Source organism: Paenibacillus xerothermodurans (assembly GCF_002220865.2).
Taxonomy (GTDB): domain Bacteria; phylum Bacillota; class Bacilli; order Paenibacillales; family NBRC-103111; genus Paenibacillus_S; species Paenibacillus_S xerothermodurans.
The window spans coordinates 12,415-32,840 of record NZ_NHRJ02000011.1 but is presented as its reverse complement, the minus strand read 5'-3'; the positions used below and the strand labels follow the sequence as shown (position 1 = coordinate 32,840).

The following is a 20,426-nucleotide window of genomic DNA, read 5'->3' as shown; positions in this document are numbered from 1 at the left end:
CTGGTCGGAAACACAGCCGAGGTTTAATCCAGCTAGTTGGTATAATCATCAATAATTCTGCAGCCTTGCATGAAACGGACTACCTTACCGGGCGGTTGTAACGGCGATAGAGGATAGAAGGTGCTGCCTTCGCATTCGTCGCAAGTGCTTTTGTGGCATTCGGACTGTTCCTCCAGTATCACGCCGCATTGACTGCATCGTTTGGACGCGTTCAATTCAAAGGGATTCATCGGTTCAACGGCCATTGACCACACTCCTTTGACAACTTATGCTTCCATTATATAATATAATTATTACTTTATGTTAACGCTTTCAGCACATATTTATGATTTCTTTACACCCATTTTATGATAGCCAATACCAGGAGATGAGCGGGGTAAAACGACAGCCAAAGCCAGCGCGGGACGGCAAATGGAATAATGCGTTGTTTTGCGTGCCCCGTGGTCAGCCAAACAGTAGATAACACGCTTAGAAATTGATACGACACCCCGATGCCGTAGCGCAACGTGTAAAGGCCGTTCAGCACCAAATGAACCGCCACTGCCCAATGCGCCGCGGCATACCGGTACATGAAGATCAGGGCGAGCGCGTAATTGCCGTAATCCGTAGGGACAGCCTCTAACAGCCAGATCGCCACACCGAGCACCGTCCAACGCCCAATGGACGAACTTAGACGATCAAACCAGTACAACGTCAGCACACACACAAAGAAAGTGCCAATTACATTGATTCTGTTCGCGTCCAGCGCAAGAGAGAACGGCACTTGTGAAATTAGAGCAAGCAGCCCCAGGCGAAGCATGTATTTTTTGACATTAGAGGTGTACAGATAGCCTTGGACGATGCCAAATGCGTACAATGGAAACGCAAGCCTGCCGATCATGCGCAGGATGATGTGCTCAGGAAAAAAGACCGCCCCGACATGATCAATCAGCATCGTCACCATTGCTGTGATTTGCAGGAGCTCCCGCTGCATGCCGAGGGGGCTGGTTTTCGCGAGCGCCCTGCCCGCGTTAGCCTTGTTCTCCATGCTGTTACCCCACTTTCGTTCTACACTTCGTTTAATGAAACCGATTTTTCCCTACAAAATACGCGCTCCATGCCGGTGCTCACCAGATACACGCCGATGCAGCTCGCAGTCGTTAGGATTAACGAAAACAACGTTTCCCTGCCGCCGATCACAAACAAACTCAAAGGATACACTGAAGCATCGATGACAAAGATCGATTTGCTCAATGAGAAGCCGTATTTCTGATGCACCATTTTACCCAGCATGGAGCCGCCGCCTAAGCTTGCATTCAATCTCGCCAGTATTCCAAGCGCGATACCCATCCAAAACCCGCCGACAATACTACCTACCCATATATTTTGAATTCCGTACGGCACCACGTAATTTTGCAGCACACCGACCGTTACCGACAGTACCACCATGCTGATCACCGAGTTATAGAACAAATGACGGTAGAAGACAAATGCGAGCACGAACAAGGGCACATTGAACAAAAAGAGAGTCAATCCGATGTTCGTATGAAAAACGTAGTATGCCATTTGGCTAAGCCCGGTGATGCCGCCATTCATAATATGATTCGGCACGGCAAAGAACAGATTGCCAAGGGCGAAAAAAACGATCGCGCAAAACAGATATGTGTAGCGCAGCCATGCCGTCTGCAATAGGATCACCTCACCCTTCACTCTACCACATCATGCGGAGTATCAACATACAAACGATTCCGATCACCACTGTGATCAGAAGACTGCGTGTCCAAATGGCTGCCGCAAATGTCAGTATTCCGCCTAATAATTCTATATTGTTGGAAAAAAGCGATGTCCTGCCGTCATGCGTAAACAGCTCCTGTCCGACCAATGCCGCCATAATGGCGATAGGCACGTGGTTTAACCACTGCATTGCCCACGCAGGCAGCTGGAAACGGCTAAGCACCGCCAGCGGCACAATTCTCGGGATGAACGTAACGGCTGCCGCTCCGACTATTAACAGAAAAATGTGCCATCTTATCTCCATTTCCCAATTACCATCCCGATCGTTGAAGCTAAAATTGTCGCCGCAATAATGCTGACGCTGCCGAATGACATCATGTTCATCACGACCACGATAACCACCGCACTCAGCGCCACCACAATGTCCACAGCGATTTTCCCGCGGCTAGCCATCTGCAGCACCAGAAGGCCGATAAACATGGCCGGCAGCGCGAAGTCCAGACCGAACTTCTCCGGATTCGTGATCCATTGTCCCAAGTAAGCCCCGGCGATATTCGCAGCGATCCAGTTTAAGTACGCCGTCACGTTCAAGCCATGCATCCACCGTTCGCTCAGGTACTGCCTACCCGCCGTATTGTTGGATGCCACCCCGAAGGTCTCATCGGTGAGTAAGCTGCCGATTAAAATATTTTTAATTGGTGACAGATGGCGAAAATAGGGCGAGAGCGCCGCGCTGAGCAAAATATGCCGCAGATTAACAAAAAAGATAGTAAAAATAATACCGGTTACCGAGGCGCTGGCACCAATCATCCCGGCAAAAATGAATTGAGCGGACCCGGCATAAAGGAGCACCGACAGCAGGGCAATCTCAGCGATGGATAAACCTGCGGTCTTCTCTACCACCCCCGCAGCGAAGCCGATGCTCAAATACCCCAACAGAGTGGGCACACAATCTTTCACTCCTTGTAAGAATGTCTCATTGTGCGATTGGCGGTGCGATTGGGGAGCGGTCACGTTGGTTTGCATTGTATACTCCCTCCGTTCAATCTTAGCATGCAAATAATAGTATACAATATTTTTCCCGTGCGTCTATCTGCACATGACAAAGAGCCCTGCGGTGGCAAGGCAAGGGCAATGCCTTATGGTGCATGAGGGGTGTGCGCGCCTCGCCGGCCGGCTTGGTCCTCGGTATAGACGCAGGGATAGTCATCAGGCGGGATCTGCGGTGGCGGCCAGAGCCCTGACCATGCAGGCACCCGCCGTTTTTCACTGTCATTCTGTGCTGCGTGCTGCGGAAGAACGACCCTCCGGTCAATCCTGTGGTTTGATTTTTGCTATTGCGCACCATAAGAGATCAATAGCAAAATCGGAAGGCACAACGAGAGCAAAGAACAAACCGTAGATTGGCAGCGCACGCATACCGGGCAGGCCAAAGCTCCGTGCAAAAGCAAAGAACCCTCTTGTTCACGCATACAATAAATGTAAGCGTCAATAAGAAGGCAGGATGTGATAAGTAAGGATCAAATTTGTAATTCCCCAAGCTTGATCAGCTCAACAACTGCCTGTGAACGACCTTTCACATTCAATTTTTGCATAACATTGGAAATATGGTTCCGCACCGTTTTCTCGCTGATGAACAGCTGCTGTGCGATATCTTTGGTAGTTTTGTCCTGCACCAACAGTTCGAAAACTTCGCGTTCACGATTGGTTAGTAAAAATTTGCTTTTTTGGTCGCTTCCCTTCAAGTGTCACCCCTCCTTGCCCGGGTTTTTGTATCATTACAAGGTGTAGGGATACAGTCAAAGTTAGTTTATGAAGGGCTGCTAACAATGGTGCGGTAGCGCCGAAAAATGGGCAATGGCAGGGATTCCGAGGCATGTGGGTTGGCTTCGCTAGCTGTCCGCCAAAGCGCTGTCCGAACCGGCCCCGTCGTATGAGAAATGGAGCATGTTCATCTTGCTAGCATTGCCAAATGCAGAAGATGCTAGAACATAGAAAAAACCATCCGACACTGTGCAGAAGTGTTCGGATGGCTATCGGTGATACTAATGCTGTGGAGCGGTATGGCCGCCCGTCAGTCGGGCATCACGCATAAGCGCGAGAAATCTTATCAGCGGCTCAACTTACGCTTCGACAGAGAAATGATGACAGACACCAGCGCCAACACCACTGCTGCGATGGATAAGAACAATGGTGTTGAATCGCCGCCCCCCGCTTCTGCAGATTGAGGGTGCGCAGAAGCAGCCTGGGCAGGCGCACTGCTATGGCCATGACTGTCTAGCGCCGTTCCAGCGGGCTTTGGAGTTACTTTGGTAACGGAAGCTGGCTTATCGGAGCCTTCAGCTCCAACCCACTCTACTGTGCTGCCGTCCTTGTAGGTCTGATAGGCTTTCCATTTGATTTCTGCCGCTGTGTCTGCAACTTTACCCTGCATGTAAAATTCACCAAACTCCGTAGCCGACAGGCCCTCACCTGTAGCAGTCCAAACTACGCCTGTGATTTTACCCGCATCATCCTTCGTCAACTCATATGTCCAACCCGGCTTCGGCTCGAATCTGGAAATGGAAACAGCCTCCACAGGGAATCTCACTTCAACTTTGACCGTTGGAATTTCCTTTTCCGTTGGCACGCGCACCGCGAACTTCTCGTATGAGCCTTGTACCGCCTCCTTTGGCAGTACGGTCACATGCGCGCTTACAGTCGTTGCACCGACAAACGTAAGCAGCAGGCAAAAGCAGACAAGATAAGCAATCCTTTTCATGTTATGTTTCTGTCCCTTCCAATGTCGTTAGATTACGTTATTTACTCTACAACAAACAGCCGATAGAGAGATATGACCCCTTCGGGCTATTTTTGCTTAGATATTTGACCATACTGTGTCAACCCATGGCGTACGGCATACGCAGTCAATTGCACCCGGTTGTCCAAGGACAGCTTTGAAAGCATATGCTTGATATGATTTTTTACGGTATTTTCTGTGATGGATAGCAGATCGGCGATTTCCCGGTTACTCCGGCCGGTAGCTACATAGGTCAAAATCTCTGCTTCCCGCGCAGAGAGCGCACTCGGCTTCGGAACCGCGGTATTGTCGTCTTGCGCTCGGCTTGATCGGAAGAGATGGAACAAACGGTCCGCCATACCTCGTGAAATGTCGCTATTGTCATCGAGCAATCCTCTGAGGTATTCCATCCATTCATCCGGATCCATGTTTTTGAGCAAATATCCCTGGGCGCCATATTGAATCGCGGTGAACAGATCAGCTACATCATCGGACACAGTGAGGATGACAATCCGCGTGTGAGGGCTGTGCTGCTTTATTCTCCGCACGGCCTCCAGACCGGTCATGATAGGCATCTGAATATCCATCAAAACGAGATCAGGTAAAAGCTCTTTGCACAAACGATCCGCCTCTTCTCCATTCTCCGCTTCACCGATAATTTCAAAGCCGGATTCATCCTGCAGCAGCGCTCGAACGGCCCTGCGTGCAAGAGGATGGTCGTCCACTATAAGCACCCGGTAATACATATCGCTACCTCCTTGCTTCGATGTTAGACACAAGCACCTCCGTGCCTCCTTGGTCATGGGTGCGGATTGTGAGCTCGGCGCGCAGCTCCTCCGCGTGCTTGCGCATGAGCGCCACACCATAGCGGTTCTCTCTCCCCCATGCTGTCTCGGCTATACCGGCACCATTATCACGAATCACCAGCCGCCAAACCTTGCCTTCGCCGGCCCCGCTGAATTCAATCGTGGCATGATCCGCCTGAGAGTGCTTGCGAATATTAGTAAACGCCTCGCGAATGATGGCAAACAATCGGACCTCAGTCGACGGCGGTACACCATCTTGCGGCATCTCAATGCTCTGCTCCACGGCAATCCCTGTAATCCGGCTCCACTGCTCCAGCCAGGCATGCAGCCGTGCGGCGAAAGTAGCTCCATCCTCGGGCGCCGTACGCAGGTTAAATATAGCCTGCCGTAGCTGCTCATCAATCTCCGACACGGCCGCACGTGCTTCCTGCAATTGACCCTTTTTTAGCTGCACGTTGAGAAAAAACAGGATCTGCGCAATATTGTCATGCAGCTCCTGCGCTAACCGCTCCCTCTCCTCATACACGGCGCGGCGGGATTGTTCGGCGGCAAGACTTCTGTTTATCCGTTCTATCCTGCGGAACATCCACGCAGCAAAAATATAAGATAACAGCAATGTCAGCAGTGTGATGTAGACGTTGCCGGCCTCCATCGACAGATGCTCCAATAGGAAGTCATGGCGGATAAATTCAAAGCCCCCGATGAGAAGCGGGGGAAGCAGGATGGTCAGCAGCTTGAGTTTACCAAGTGACATCGGCACATCATCTCACTTCAATATGGTATAAGATCCGGATTGTTTGAGATCCGGTTAGCAATTGCCTTCTATTATACACTGATAGAGACCCCGGGCGCATGAGCACTGCTAGGGTCCAACCCTGCTTTGTGTACACTGAGCGAGATCCGGGCACTGCCGGGGTCTAACCACGCTTGCGTACACTGAGCGAGACCCCGGTTGATGGGCACTGCCGGGTCCAACCATGCTTGCGTACACCGACAGAGACCCCGGGTGCATGGGCACTGCCGGGGTCCAACGTGCTGGTTACTCCTTCCTCACACTGCTTGTAAATTCCGTCCATGGATTTTGTACAGAGATCACAGTATCGGCCGTCTCAGTGTGGCCGCTTGCCCATACCGCGGTAAATCGGAAAATGTAACTAGCGTCAGGCAGTTTCTCGAAGTCATCTCTGAATATCTGTCCTGACCAATCCTTGTTGTTCCCGGAACCTAGTGGAATCTTTATACCTGTATCTATCATCGCCGCCTGTACTCTCCCCGCTGGTTCATTGGTGATAGCTTCAACCACGAAAGCCTCCCCCGACCAAAACATGTCCGCCGAGCGCGGCCGGTCAGGGTCGCCTGTGAGATCCAGATTGTAGGCCTGTCTGTTCAGTTCCCACTGCTCAGTGTGCCGGACAAATCCCTGTACTTGTAAGTCCCCCACCTGGACGATTTTGGTCACTGTATCCGCTGCCCCATGAACGTCACTCACAGTTAACGTCACAGTATAATCGCCGGGATGGAAATCCGTGGCCGATGATGGAATCAGAGCGTCGTACGCAGTCTGATCCGATTGATAATCCGGACCGTGAATCTGCCAGTGAGATGTGAAGCTATCTCCGTCGGGATCGCTGGACCGGTTGAGCAGGATAACAGTATCGCCTTCAAAAGCAGGATTCGGCGACCAAGTGAAATCCGCCCTGGGCGGTTGGTTGATCAACATCCATGTCTGCGGCGACCAGTTGGATGCAGCGCCGTGCTCATCCCACACGATTACCCTCACCCTCAACTTTTGTCCGGTAGGCAAGTCAGCCGGTACCGCCCAGCTGCCGCTTGTGGTAGTCGTTCCCTGCCACAGTCTGCCACTGTCCACAATGGTTACGCTGTTCGCTTCATTAGTAATCTGGATCTGAAAATAATCAAATCTTGCGCTCGGATCGGGATCAGTTTGGCTCCAAGTCAAGGTCGGCCGCAATGTGTTCACAACATTGGGTTCCGCTTGCGTACCGTACGGGAACGTCATGTATGCCGACGGTGGTGTGTTCGTCGCCATCCAGCCAACATTACTCCACGGTGACCAGGATTCTCCGTCAGTACTCCGTACCTGTACCTGATATTTCCGACCCATGGTCAGCGGATGGTCCATCGTCCATGCCCAGGTTGTGTTGGGCGTATCCATGAGCATGTTCGTCAGGCATTCCGTACAGCCTCCCCATTCATCTTTGATGTTCAGGTCAAACGTAGAAAAGATCGTGCCTCGATCAACATCGTTCTGATTCCAAGTAATCGTTGGCTGCAAGCTCACCGGACTTGGGTTGCCATGCGTGCCGCCGGGGAAGGTTAGATGAACCGTCGGCGGCGTGTTCGGCGGCGGCACACTGCTAATGACTACGGTCTGCTCATACCAGTCACTCCATGCGTTGTATTCATCGGCGACCGCCATGGCCACGGTGTATGTGCCTGCTTCGGTCGGCCGCACGAGCTTTGCATCCACGCGATTGCCGGTTGGAGTGATGTAGTAAAACTTCTTCCGCATGATACCGTGTGTGCTCTCATACCCTCCCATGCAGCTGCCTGTGTTATGGCAACGGTCCGGATCATAGCTATGATCGGTCCATGTCACGACACTGTTGCCGTCGAGTCCCAGTGCGAAATTGGCAATGGGTATGCGGTGGACGATAAGGTGCTGACTATACAAGTCCGAATATTCGGAGTACGCCCCAAATGTGTTATCACCTGCAGCTATGCGATGCTCGGGATGAGGATCATCGGGCACGCGGTAATCAATTTTGAAAACACCCACCCGGTCGAACTGAGGATACGTTGATACCACGGTCTGGTTCTCTAGAGCAGATGGCCCCGCACTGGCGATCGATTTGCCATCCCCGGCGTCCAAAAATTTATAGCCATCGACGAGGTGATAGGTCCACTGCGCGCGGTTGTCTATTTTAGGATCGCCTTCGGCATCACGGTAGTCTGTGGTATAGATCACATCCGTGTCGACGATCGCCACGCCGGGAGTGAGATAACTTGCATCCGCACTATTGGACTGGTAGTTCATGCCCTTAAATTCCGTGTTGTCGGCCACCGAGTATGGGCCCATTGTTCCTTGAGTGAAGGTGCCGTCATGAACATCAATCACTAGCGCCCCTTCTTCATAAATGCGGATGCGGTCTGCCACCAACCTAATTTTATAGCCATACCATTTCTCAGCTTGAATTCTGCGGTTGACCTGAGCGATCACCGTTTTGCGTCCACCCATGATCTTCACCAGCTGAAGATAGTTCTTGTTAGCCTCCACTCTGTACATATTCTTGTGATCCTGAATTCGGAAGCCCATCCCTGCATGAAAATTCGAATATTTGAGTTCCTGGAACTGCATATTCCACGCCACTGTGCCGTTGGTGATGTTGTGTGACCAAGGATTCACCAGCTGGCCGAAGGTGATCGCTTCATTGGAATGCACGGTTTGACTCGTGCTGGGTATATAGGAATACAGCGGGGCCCAATATCTGTAACTTCCACCTACAGGTGTTTGACCTGTTGCCCCTACGTACTTAGTGTCATTCAAAAATTTGATTTCATGCGGCACGGGAAGTGCATTGGTACCGTCTGTTAGCTCAATGTGTGACCCTTGGTCATACAAGTGATACTGTAGGAAATATGGATCAGCTGGATTACGCTTCACTGCATAACCGTTCTGATACGAGTGTGCTTTGTCTTCCAAGAAAACCTGGTAGTCGGCTGGCCTGTTCGTCATTGTACTGCCTGTGGCCAGATCCTGGTACACATCGGTACTGCCATACCCATCGTGGTTCGAATACCGCGCGTATTTTGCGTCCGCTGAAACACCGGCCAATTTGATTTCACCTGACGCCGCGGCAACAATTGGTCTTAGGACCGTCGGCATGCCGGTATTCGCGTCCCAGCGCACCAACGTGCTGCTACCGTTCAGGTTCATGATGTTATAATAATTGCCTTTCGCATCGATCGGCACATATGGTTGGTCTGAGTCTAACCATCCACTCATCGGACCCAGCAGCTCATCGTAACCACTTGGATAATCCTTCATCGGCAGTCCAGCGTAACTGCAAGAGTCTGGGCACTGCGTGTTCTTGGGCAGCGCGGGTAAATGGCTGTACGTCTCGATCTTGTATGGGTAGAGCTCATTCGGATGGAACGATTTAATCGTTCGTGTCGTCATGTTAATTTCTTTGTAATCAGAATTAAACTTTAACCGTGAAAAGCGGTTCGGTCTGTCACCGTTACCGTACTGCATCTTTGTGCCTGTCTGAGTCCAGCTGCCCATCGTGGTCGAGTACTTGATTTCGTAGTTGCCGCTGGCTATGTTCGTGGTGACCCGGTTGACTAAATCGCTTATCTTAAGTCGATACCATTTTTCTCGGTAAACAATGTAATTGCCCAACGGATTTGGCCCGTACGTCTCATAAAATAGGATCTCGTCAAGTTCCGGTCTAACTGAGAAAGTCGCCACGTTGAAGCCCAAATAGATAGGCTCATGGTTCATTCCTACTAAAAACATCTTGCGAATATCTCCGCTGTGCACACTCGAAGTAATAAACTCACCGTTTCCCAGCTCATGTTCAACGACAGCCGACTGCGTGGGCATAGGTATTTCCTGCTTGTTCAAGTTGAAATTCGCTGCACCGATCGGCAATGAAAACTTACTTATTGTATTCCAGTCGGCTCCCCGCCGAGCGCTAATCAGCCGCCCATCGGCCGTTGCGGACCAACTGTTTAGCATCCACGGCGTGTCCAAGGAAGAATTGGTCCAATGCATGAAATCGTTTGGATGAAACGGGCTCACATTGACCGGCATCGGCTCCGTCGCCGCACCTGTGACGGTAAACGAAACTTCCGGCGCCTCGTTGATCACATGAACCATGTAATCCTGGTATGCGTCTTTGCCACCTCCGCCGTCGATAACGGCTTCTTTCGCGTATACTCGGAAACAATAATTGCCAACACGATCAGGTTGGAAGGTGAAATAGTTGTTATCCGTGGAAATCAGCGATTCTAGCGCATTGCAGCCGCCGTTATTGTAACGATCATAGCCAAAGGTTACCTTATATTGTTCGATCCGGTCTCCATCGGGGCTGTATGATGCGTTTTTAAATTGCCGTGCTATTCGCGTCATGGTGCTAAGATATTCAAACTCGATCTTAGGCGGCATGTCAGGAATTACCGTTATGGTATGACGATCAGGGCTAATGGATTTTAGACCCGTGTTGTCATAAACGTGCAGTTCCACAACCTGCGTCCCTGCGGTTGAAAACACCTGATTGGGACCGGAATAGTTAGTCCATTCATCGCGGCTGTGGTGGATAGTTCGACCAGGAATATTACTGTAACTATCATTCGAGTGTAGGGCTGGTATCAGCTTTCTGCCTTCTTTCACAATCGTTGGACCTTTAATGACCGGGATCGGTTCTTTTCCTTCGACTTTCAGCGTGGCGCACGCGGCGCCTGAGCCCGCACCCTGCGTATCCCTGGCCGTAACGCATACTTGATGCAGCCCCGTGACATTCGCCACAATGCCGCCGTATCGTTCCCGGTCCAGTGGTATGTCCCAGTCATACGTTGCAGGTAAGCTGCTGGTCCAAGCGTCTTTCGTGAAGTCCCAGGTACGCTGAATGGGATCGCCATTGGGATCAGATTCATCGGTGACTTTGATCGCCACAACATCCCCTTCGACAACGGTGCTCACCGGCTCAGTACCGCGAAACCACTTGATTTCAATTTGCGGTGGAAGATTGTTGGGGTCGGCCACGAGCTGAAGGTTTTTCGGCCCTACGACCACATAGTGCCCGCAGTCAGTGTTGATGGTCATGTACACTTGGACCGTGCCTAACCCTATGCCGGCCGCGTAGCCGCGCACGTTGGGGTCATAGGAAAAAACATCTGAGTTTGTTTTTTGTGTTAGTGGAGGCGCATTATAAGTGTTTTCGCCTTGTTTATATGAGAACGCATGCCACACATAGGAACAGCCGGTAACTTCGATGCCTTCCGGTTGCGCAAAGACACCACTGCCCCAGTCAACTGTGGTTTTACTTAGTGTGAAGTCACCCTCAATGGTTATGTCTTTCGGCGGCGGCGCTGGAGCTTCGGGCGGTCCGCAGGAGTTGACGGCTTCAAAGGTAACGATCTTGCCGTTACTAGTGTTACTTTCGTCTTCTTCCTCGATTTCGCTCTCACTATCCACAATCACGGAGAACGATTTGGTCTTGGCCGATGAAAAGGTGTAGTTAAAAGTCCTGTTTTTGACTTCATTAGCACCTATGCCTGATGGAAAACGATGTGTCGCCACTTCGGTGCCTTCCGTCATAACCGTCACGTTGAACGCGGCACTTGTGCTTGGCCCCTGGTTGGTGATTTGGTAATTGAATGTGGTTGAGGAGCCAGCTTCGATACAAGGCTGTGGAGTACTAAGATTGGTGGCAGTTAAGTCAGGTTTAGCTTCCGGCGGCAGTGTGATCGCTACCACTTTCATTTTTGGGTATTTGTAAATGTTGCCGACGACGTTCATCTTCCACTTATTATACCAGCGTAAGACTCTGCCATTTGCATCATCGCTCGGCACCAAATCTGGCGAGGTATCATATACCGCCGTGAATGTGAAGCGATAATCCTGTGTCTCTTTATCGATGAAGTCAGTGTGAAGGTCTTTGATATTAGCTTGAGTCAGTCTACCAACCTGTACGAACGTAAAGTCATCATCAAAGTTTAAGTTATCTACGTCTGAGATGCTGACTGGTTCGCCGCTACCGACTACAGTGAGTGTCGAGATATGTAAGTTTCCCGTGCGGTACGCAGGCCCTTCATTGCAAGGTATTCTGGCTGTGGCAGTTATGTCGGTCGGACTTGTTGCGGCAATGCATCCGTTCGGCATTTGAGAGCTGTTGGGTGGCTGCTCAAATTCGCCTGGCCGGGTGCTCACATGGTAACGTGTTGCGGTCGTTTCGCCATACGGGATAAAATCATACATCCAAACCTTTTTGTTTGGATCACGAAACCATTCAAAGTATCCGGCATCAATCTCTATGGGCGAAGTCGTTTTCACCTCTATGGTCCCAGTATGATTTAGCGGAGCAGCTGCCTTATATTTATTACCGCCAATGTTAGCCATCTCTGCAATGACGTTGTCTTGCATATCTCGCAACTCTACTCGAACAATAGGATTGGCCGTGTTAACCTCAACGTCCTTTAAAATAATGCTGCTTTTGTTTGATGCAAACTCACGTCCTGCATTCCAGTCGAACAGAACGTCCGCTGATTCTAACTCTGCATTTCTGATAAATTCCACATTGGTTGATGCTCTCGCGCTATCTGTGAAAGGAAGGAAACAGGTAAACAAGAATGAGAACATGATTAGGCAGTACAGTGACTTTCTCACCCGTAGTTACCCCCCCATGAGGCCGTGGTCGACTTGCGAGACGTAAATATCTGTAGAGCCGTGTTCACCTAATTCCTGCGCAGCAGCCCTTCTAACAACGAACCCGGCGCCATTCACTCCGCCGCTCCCTTTCGGCACTAGCTGCCCCGTTACAATTCGCACATCGTGATGGCCAGCACCCAATTTAACGGCGCCCCACAGTAGGCCTTGTCGCGCACTGTCATAAGGGGCATAGGATGTGACGTTCAGCAAGTGCCCATTGCCATCGATGTTATCTATAATTCCATCAAAAGGAAGCACTGTTAAATGTGAAAACCGGAACGGATCGGCATCTTTTGCCAGATCAACAACAAAGTGATTAAAACTCAAAAATGCATATGCATTCGCTGGAACGTCTTTGGTGTAGTGGTATGTTTTGTTAAGTTGCTTATCCCACGTCATATCTTCCGGTATCAACTTCCGATTAGGATCCTCTGGGTCCCCCATATCCACAATGATGTATTTTTCTACCTCGGAGTAGCCGTTCGGGCCATCATAACGGAGTTTGTCTAACTGAAATGGCATATTGTGATCCTTGCCCCATCCAAAATACTCCGGAGCCATCGTGTACACATTGGTCTTATGCCAAGCGATTTCGGCGCTCGATATGGCATACTTAGCATACTGATCGCTCGGAAGTTTTTCGCCAGCCTTCAACGCTAACACACGCTCTATCACTTTCACTGCCTGAGCACGTGTCGTCGGTTGATCCTCACCTAATGTTCCCTGGTTATCCATGCCGGTGATTATGCCTTTGGAGGTGGCCAAATACATCCATTTGTTCTCCTCCGTAGTTTTTTCACCAGTCGAACGAACGGCTATCCTAGCCATCTCCAGCCGGGTGATTGGCTGATCCAAGTTATCAAATTGACCCTTATCGGACAAATCATTCGCTTCAGCGGCTGACAGGTAGCTTTGATACCACTCATGCCCTTGTTCCGCCGTTGTTTCAAAGCCCATGGCGTGCACGGCTAGTTTGATAAACTCTGCCCGGGTGATCAGTGCATCTGGACGAAATGTTCCATCGGCGTAACCATCGACATAGCCTGCTCCGACAGCTTTTTCAATCGAGACTCCGCCCCAGTGTCCGGTTACATCTGTAAAACTCTTGGCTGCATCCACGGTCGCGTTCACGCTGAGCATACTCACGGCTAACATAAAAACTAAGACTACTATTTTGATCATTTAAACAGTGCTCCTTTCGCTGGGTTGGAGCGCGCAGCTCGCACCCGCACAGAATAAAAAGCACCCCACACATCAGGAAAAAATCCCTCTGCATGGCGGTGCTTCCGTCCCGTGCTCAATGTATTAAGGTTCCAAAAATTTCCTCATATGAAAAATTATACTCGAACTTTGTCGGTTCTAGCAAGCACTAATTTTATTCGTGAGAGAAATGATCCAACGTAGCAACCAAGTGACGCCATTGTAACCCAGCTATTCTTAAGATACGAGAGCTCATGCCGCATGGCAGTCAGCAACCGGGGAGGACGGATACCTGTGCTGTTCAAGCGACCGCCTTCCAACAACATCCACCACCGCAGCCAAATCGCCCCCTACTACTGCGAAGGATGACGCTGGAATGCTTCAATCACACCGCCGCCCACACTGCATCCACCACTGCGGCCAAATCGCCCCTTACTGCTGCGAAGGATGACGCTGGAGTGCTTCCCTCAAACCGCCTTCCGCACTGCATCCACCACCACAGCCAATATCCCCCTACTACTATGCAAGATGATTGCTGGCGTGTTCCAATCGAACCGACTGCAATCATCTCCGCAGCCGAAATCGCCCCCTACTGCGTCGAAGAATCATGCTGGCGTGCTTCAACAGCTTCGCCTTCGACATAGGAGCGGTTGCGCAGCACGTCTTCGAAAGAGAGCCTGGCACCGCTCATGCCGGCGATTAACGCAAGCGCTTCTATATGATCACCGATGATCATGTCTGCTACAAGATTGCGGGTGCCGGTGTTGTGTTTGCGGCGCTTGTTCTTTTTGATCACATCCACACTGCCGGCCACGTCAACACGTAAACCATGATGCACGGCAAGCGCCTGAGCCTTCGGCGGAACCATCAGACTGGCGATGCCAAGCGTCTCGATTGCTCGTCTAGACAGCGCATGCGGTACGGCGGTCATCGAATTTGCCTGAAGATCGGACCGCCCCAAAGCCGTGTTAAGAAACTGCTTCATGCGCGTAACCTCGTCTCGTCTGGAAAACACGCGCAAGTACGGGCTTATATCATTCAAGGCTACATCCAAACCGTTCTCAATGCCGCCGATAAAGGGAACCATTTCCTCGGCCGGCAGCACCATGTCCCCGTCCAAGTACAGCAGAATGTCGGATTGCGCCAACTTAGCTCCCAGTGCCCTGCCGACGTCGTGCCCAAGCTGCTGCGGATAGGATACCACCACCGCGTCTGAATGCTTCCTGGCGCTGTCGAAGCTGCCGTCGGTCGAGCCATTTACAAGCACAAAAACTTCATTCAAAGGCAGCCGCTCCAGCTGCTGCAAAAGCCGGCCTATCGTCGCTTCCTCGTTCATCACCGACACAATAGCCGCCACCGAACGAGCGGTCGGCAGCATTAACCAATCCGGCGATCGCTGGCGTCGACTGCGAAAATAACCGTTAACGTAACCTTTTGCTGCATCGACGAAAGAAGCCCAGCCTGCGTCTGGCTCTCCCAACTCGCCCCACGCCTGAAGCCAATGTCGGTTGAGTGCCTTTTGCCGGCACGACTCGTGTTCCAACGAAAAGCGACGTGCATCCCTGCAGCCTAAGCGAAATCCCGCTTCAAACGCGGCAGAGGCATTGCGTGGCGGCGAGATGTCTTGGCTGTGGTGACGTGCGGCTCGGCTTTTGCCGCTGCTGCTCGGCCGCTTGCGCTTAGGCTGTTGGTGTCTGCGCTTCCCGCCGCCTTTACCTACGGGAGCGCTCCCTGCAGTGAGACTGCTGCATCGCAGGACGCGCCGCTCTATTTTACCGTGCCGATCAGAGCCAGTCTTGCCATGCCGACGCGGACGCACCCCAGGTTTTGTGGCAGTCGCATGTAACGTTGCACTTGTATCACTGTGTGATTGATCATGCGCCTCTTTGTCCTGCACGCTGCCTCTGTTCCGGCTTTGGATGTGCACACGAACACGCAGATCTGGAATGATGTGCGGCACCGAGCGGCCGTGTGACACCTCCTGTGACGCATTCAGGTGTATCCAATTTTTGCCGGCATCCCTCCCTCTAAACCGGCCATCCGAGGCTGAAGCAGCGGCCGGCCTAAGTTGACGCCTAGCGCGAACAGCTTCACCATTTAGCCCCACAATCGTCACCTCACCATGCTGCGGTTTCTGGCTAAATCAGTGCGCATTCCGCGTTTGTCGGTAGCCTGAATAAACCAGTGTAAGGCCTCCAAATGATCGCCCAATATTACATCCCGCAGCGGATCATCCTTCCCCCTGCGCCGCAGGGGATTCATTAACCCGACGGGGACCAGATGTACAGCCTCGACGCGCAGCCCCCGCTGCACGGCCATCGCATGCGCCTTCGGTGGAACGGCTAAGCTTTCCGCTCCTATCTCCGTCAGTGCCCGACGGCTTATAGCGTGCGGCACAGTCGTCATCGACGCCCCCTTCAAGTCGGAACGGCCAAGTACCGTATTCAACGCATGCTTAGCCATCACGACCGGGTGCACGTTGTGCTTACGAACCGGTCCGTTATATTTGTTCAAAGCAATATCAACGCCAGCTTCTACAGCTTGAATATATGGCTGCAATTGTGCCGCCGGTATGATGATATCCCCATCGATAAACAACAAAATGTCTCCGTGCGCCTCACGGGCGCCCACGCTCCTGCCGACGTCGTGCCCGAGCGGTTCATCGAATGATACAACGTGTGCTCCGCCTGACTGCGCGATAGCTGCAGAACCATCTGTTGAACCATTCACAATGGTGATGAGTTCAATATCACTCTGTAACTTTTTTGCTTCATTTAGTACAGCGGGCAGTGTGCTGCTTTCATTCATGACGGGGATGATCACGGACACTTTGGAGCAAATCCTCGCGCTCTTGCCCGCCCGTCCGCGTTTACGCGTTGGATGCATTCCTTACATCAACTCCCATCACTGTATGGTTGCTTTATTGTATGTACAAACGTCACAAGGGCAAGGGCAGCCGCGTACAAGGCTGAGAAAAGGGCATAACGACGCCCAAGGCTTAACCTGCCGCGACTCTCCCCTGCCTTCGCAACTACAGTAACCGCAAGTTGACGCCCCGCCAGGTGCACGGCGTAGCAGGCGTGTGCCACCTGCGCCTTCAGCGGAATTTGGTCGACCAATCGAAGCCGATATCCGGATCGTCATATGCCAGCCGGTACTCATCAGGCTGGGCGGGATTGTATGCCATGTTGGTGAAATAGACGATGGTCGCGGCGCGCGAGCCGAGCACCCTGTAACCATGCGCTACTCCTCTTGGGATAAACAACAAATACGGACTATCCTCGCCCATGTAGTTGACTTGCGTCTGACGGTATGACTCGGAATCAGGCCGCATATCATGCAGCACCACCTGAGCGTGCCCGCTTGGAAAAAACCAAATGTCATCCTGCAGCCGATGATAATGAAATGCCTTGATCACACCCGGGAATGACATAGACAGTGATGCCTGACCGAAGCTGCCATACATCTCATCGTCGTCGCGCAGCAGCTCCATAAAGAAGCCGCGATCATCGCAATGTTTTACGAGCTGTTTCTTCATCACTCCAACAATGCTTCCCATTGGCCAAATCCTCCCTGCGTTGATGTTGCTGACACTAGTAACGCAAATCTTCCAACAAAAAACTGCGAAGTGACTCCTGCCATGTGTTTAACCGGGTGAATCCGTTATTGCGAATCGCTTCGTCGTCTAAATCGGATCTCACGGGTCTCACTGCCGGCAACGGGAAACCATCCGCACCAACCGGAACCAATTTAACCGTGTTGAGCCCTGCAATGTTCAATATCTCCTGGGCGAATTCATAGCGCGAGCAGCAGCCACGGTTCGACACATGAAAAACCCCATACTGATTTCTGCCCAAAGCCTCCCGGATAAAGCCTGCCAGCTCGCTTGCATACGTCGGTGAACCAAATTGGTCATTCACCATCTGAAGCTCACTTCTCTGTTTTGCCAGCGCAAGTACCTTGGTAACGAAATTACTGCCGGAGGCTCCATACAGCCAAGAAGTGCGGGCAATGTAAAAGCGTTCGCAGATCATTTGCACAAACTTCTCCCCAAGCAGCTTGGATTGTCCGTAAATGTTGACGGGATTGGTGCGGTCTCGTTCGACATAAGCGCACCCCTTGGTTCCGTCGAATACGTAATCTGTGCTCACATACACCATTAATGCGCGCGCATTTTTGGCCGCAAGAGCCACATTGCGCGTGCCGAACGCATTGACCGCAAAGGCTTGCTCGATGTGCTGTTCGGCCAGGTCCACCTGGGTGAAGGCCGCCGCGTGCACGATCACATCAGGACTGCTCTCACGTACCGCGCGCATGACTTCCTCTTCATCCACGACATCCAACTCCGCACGTGTCTTCACAATCAGCTGATGTTCCGGCGCTAACGCACGGACTAACTCCCGACCCAGTTGGCCACCCGCGCCCGTGATCAGAATCTTCATGGGGTATCGCCTCCGTTCATCATGATCGGTCTGTTTGACACGGCTGGACGAGTGAGTATATCATCCGCGGTGGCCATGGCCGGCGCCGAAGCGGTGTGCGCGCTGCCAGGCTGCTGCCGCTGCCCCGTTGCCGGCGCATGTTGGACATCAACAACCGCGGAAGTGTTGTGCGGCATATTTGGCGCTCCAGACGCGGTCCCCGTAGCAGGCCTCCCAAGCTGCGGCTGAGTAACCAGCGATTTGTTCCACCACGCTCGATGGCTGACGTACCACTCCACAGTACGCCGGATGCCCTCAGCGAGCTGATAGCTCGGTTGCCATCCAAGCTCCCGCTCTATTTTCCTTGCGTCGATCGCGTACCGCAGATCATGCCCCGGCCGATCAGCGACAAATTGTATCACGGTTTCGGGCTTACCGAGCTCTGCCAAGATTCGCCGAACCATCTGTAGATTCGTCTGTTCGTTGCCGCCTCCTATATTGTAGACCTCGCCCGGTACCCCTCTCTCTATTACGGCTTCTATCGCCGAGCAGTGGTCCTCCACATGCAGCCAGTCACGCACATTCAATCCGTTGCCGTACACCGGCACCGGCTCATCCTGCAGAGCGCGTGTGATGACGGCCGGAATCAACTTCTCGGGATATTGGTAAGGCCCGTAGTTGTTTGAGCAGCGTGTAATGATGACAGGCAAGCCAAACGTTTCATAGTAGGCGCGCGCCACTAGATCGGAGCCCGCTTTGCTCGCCGAGTATGGACTGTTCGGTGCGAGCGGGGTCGATTCGGTAAACTTGCCTTCCTGTCCCAATGTCCCGTATACTTCGTCGGTCGAAATATGGACGAACCGCATTACCCCGTGAACCCGCGCCTGATCGAGCAAACATTGCGTACCCAATACGTTCGTACGGACAAAAATGCCCGGGTCCCCAATGCTGCGGTCTACGTGCGATTCTGCGGCGAAGTTCACGACGGTATGGATCAACTCTTGTGTAAACAATTGCTTCAGCTGCTGTTGATCCGTAATATCCCCGCGAACAAAATGGTAATTAGCGCTGTCTGGTAAGCCGGCAGCATTGTCTGTGTTGCCTGCATATGTCAAAGCGTCAAGATTGATCACCCGGTCCTGCGGACGCCTTTCCAGCCAATAACGGACAAAATTACTGCCGATGAAACCCATCCCTCCGGTCACAAGCAACGTCCTGCCGCTCATTCCTCTTCACGCTCCCAAAGCCTGGCGCCAGCTTCCCGCAACGCCTGGTGCGTCCCGGCATCTATCCACCAGCCGTGCAGAACGCTGTAAGTTAAAAGCCCCCACCGGGCATATTCGTTGTTGACATCCGTGATCTCGAGCTCCCCTCGTGCGGACGGTTGCAGCCTTCGAATAATTTCAAAAACACTGTTGTCGTACATGTAGATGCCAGTGACAGCGTAACTGGAAGGCGGTGTTATCGGTTTCTCTATGATCCGCACAATCCTTTCCCTTTCCAGCATTGGCACTCCATAACGTCCGACATTCTCCGCCCGTTTTAAAAACACATGAGCTCCGCTTCCTTCTCGTGCGAAGGCATGCGCTTCCTCTCTCAGAGAGTCCTCGAACAAATTGTCTCCAAGTATCACCAGCAGTTTTTCATCCGGACGGACGAAGTCCTCTGCCAGTCCAAGCGCCTGAGCAATTCCGCCCGCTTCCTCTTGAATTTTATAACTAACGTCTAGCCCCCATTGCCGGCCGCTCCCGATGTATTCCATGTATAAGCCCGCCGAGTGCCTACCCGTCACAAGCATTACTTCGTTGATGTCAGCCTCGGCAACTTTGTTTATCGCATAATGGATCATCGGGTACCGCCCCACTGGCAGTAGATGTTTGTTAAGCATGTTCGTCAAAGGACGAAGTCGCGTCCCTGTACCGCCAGCCAATATAACGCCTTTCATCCGATTGCCCCTTCCCCTGAAATTCGGTGCTGAGCAAATACCATGCTGCCATCATATGCAACGGTGGACTGACGCTAGTGGACGAAACTCCCTACACATAAAATTTGGC

16 protein-coding genes and 1 pseudogene are annotated in these 20,426 nt (G+C 52.0%); all 17 read right to left on the bottom strand.

Translation table 11 applies throughout. The features are described from left to right. Positions 1-32: 32 nt before the first annotated feature. Positions 33-245: a protein YhfH gene (yhfH, locus tag CBW46_RS15605; protein ID WP_089200931.1), complete on the bottom strand. Its 213-nt coding sequence runs from the start codon at positions 243-245 to the stop codon at positions 33-35. An 89-nt stretch (positions 246-334) separates the two neighbouring features. Next, on the bottom strand, positions 335-1,027 hold the full coding sequence (locus tag CBW46_RS15600; protein WP_089200930.1) for a TraX family protein: 693 nt from the start codon (positions 1,025-1,027) through the stop codon (positions 335-337). 20 nt (positions 1,028-1,047) lie between these two features. Then, positions 1,048-1,668: a YitT family protein gene (locus CBW46_RS15595; protein WP_165842343.1), complete on the bottom strand. Its 621-nt coding sequence runs from the start codon at positions 1,666-1,668 to the stop codon at positions 1,048-1,050. Between the two features lie 22 nt (positions 1,669-1,690). Next, positions 1,691-2,017, bottom strand: coding sequence for an AzlD domain-containing protein (locus CBW46_RS15590; RefSeq protein ID WP_089200928.1), 327 nt, complete (start codon positions 2,015-2,017; stop codon positions 1,691-1,693). After that, positions 2,008-2,739, bottom strand: a complete 732-nt coding sequence (locus CBW46_RS15585; protein WP_089200927.1) for an AzlC family ABC transporter permease — start codon at positions 2,737-2,739, stop codon at positions 2,008-2,010. The genes CBW46_RS15590 and CBW46_RS15585 overlap by 10 nt, the downstream gene beginning before the upstream one ends. Positions 2,740-3,233: 494 nt before the next feature. Continuing rightward, positions 3,234-3,458, bottom strand: coding sequence for a helix-turn-helix domain-containing protein (locus tag CBW46_RS15580; protein WP_089200926.1), 225 nt, complete (start codon positions 3,456-3,458; stop codon positions 3,234-3,236). Between the two features lie 365 nt (positions 3,459-3,823). Beyond that, positions 3,824-4,474, bottom strand: a complete 651-nt coding sequence (locus CBW46_RS15575; protein ID WP_089200925.1) for a YcnI family copper-binding membrane protein — start codon at positions 4,472-4,474, stop codon at positions 3,824-3,826. Between the two features lie 86 nt (positions 4,475-4,560). Beyond that, positions 4,561-5,238 (bottom strand): response regulator, encoded by a 678-nt coding sequence (locus CBW46_RS15570; protein WP_089200924.1) that lies wholly within the window; start codon positions 5,236-5,238, stop codon positions 4,561-4,563. A gap of 4 nt (positions 5,239-5,242) precedes the next feature. Next, on the bottom strand, positions 5,243-6,052 hold the full coding sequence (locus tag CBW46_RS15565; RefSeq protein ID WP_089200923.1) for a sensor histidine kinase: 810 nt from the start codon (positions 6,050-6,052) through the stop codon (positions 5,243-5,245). Between the two features lie 285 nt (positions 6,053-6,337). Beyond that, a complete protein-coding gene (locus tag CBW46_RS15560) occupies positions 6,338-12,619 on the bottom strand; it encodes a CARDB domain-containing protein (protein WP_165842342.1) in 6,282 nt (2,093 codons plus the stop codon). A gap of 96 nt (positions 12,620-12,715) precedes the next feature. After that, positions 12,716-13,933, bottom strand: a complete 1,218-nt coding sequence (locus CBW46_RS15555; protein ID WP_089200921.1) for an S-layer homology domain-containing protein — start codon at positions 13,931-13,933, stop codon at positions 12,716-12,718. Positions 13,934-14,540: 607 nt separating this feature from the next. Continuing rightward, positions 14,541-16,058 (bottom strand): glycosyltransferase family 2 protein, encoded by a 1,518-nt coding sequence (locus CBW46_RS15550; RefSeq protein WP_133254002.1) that lies wholly within the window; start codon positions 16,056-16,058, stop codon positions 14,541-14,543. Between the two features lie 5 nt (positions 16,059-16,063). Beyond that, positions 16,064-16,837 (bottom strand): glycosyltransferase, encoded by a 774-nt coding sequence (locus CBW46_RS15545; RefSeq protein ID WP_089200919.1) that lies wholly within the window; start codon positions 16,835-16,837, stop codon positions 16,064-16,066. 211 nt (positions 16,838-17,048) lie between these two features. Next, positions 17,049-17,510 carry a dTDP-4-dehydrorhamnose 3,5-epimerase family protein gene (locus CBW46_RS15540; protein WP_089200918.1) on the bottom strand — a complete coding sequence of 154 codons (462 nt, stop codon included), beginning with the start codon at positions 17,508-17,510 and terminating at the stop codon, positions 17,049-17,051. A gap of 34 nt (positions 17,511-17,544) precedes the next feature. Next, positions 17,545-18,393 (bottom strand): dTDP-4-dehydrorhamnose reductase, encoded by an 849-nt coding sequence (rfbD, locus tag CBW46_RS15535; RefSeq protein WP_089200917.1) that lies wholly within the window; start codon positions 18,391-18,393, stop codon positions 17,545-17,547. Positions 18,394-18,626: 233 nt separating this feature from the next. Continuing rightward, a pseudogene (rfbB, locus tag CBW46_RS15530) lies at positions 18,627-19,598 on the bottom strand (dTDP-glucose 4,6-dehydratase); the annotation flags it as partial. Continuing rightward, the gene (locus CBW46_RS15525; protein WP_089200915.1) at positions 19,595-20,317 is read right to left on the bottom strand and encodes a sugar phosphate nucleotidyltransferase; all 723 of its coding nucleotides are present in this window, start codon (positions 20,315-20,317) and stop codon (positions 19,595-19,597) included. The pseudogene rfbB and the gene CBW46_RS15525, both read right to left, overlap by 4 nt. Positions 20,318-20,426: the final 109 nt, after the last annotated feature.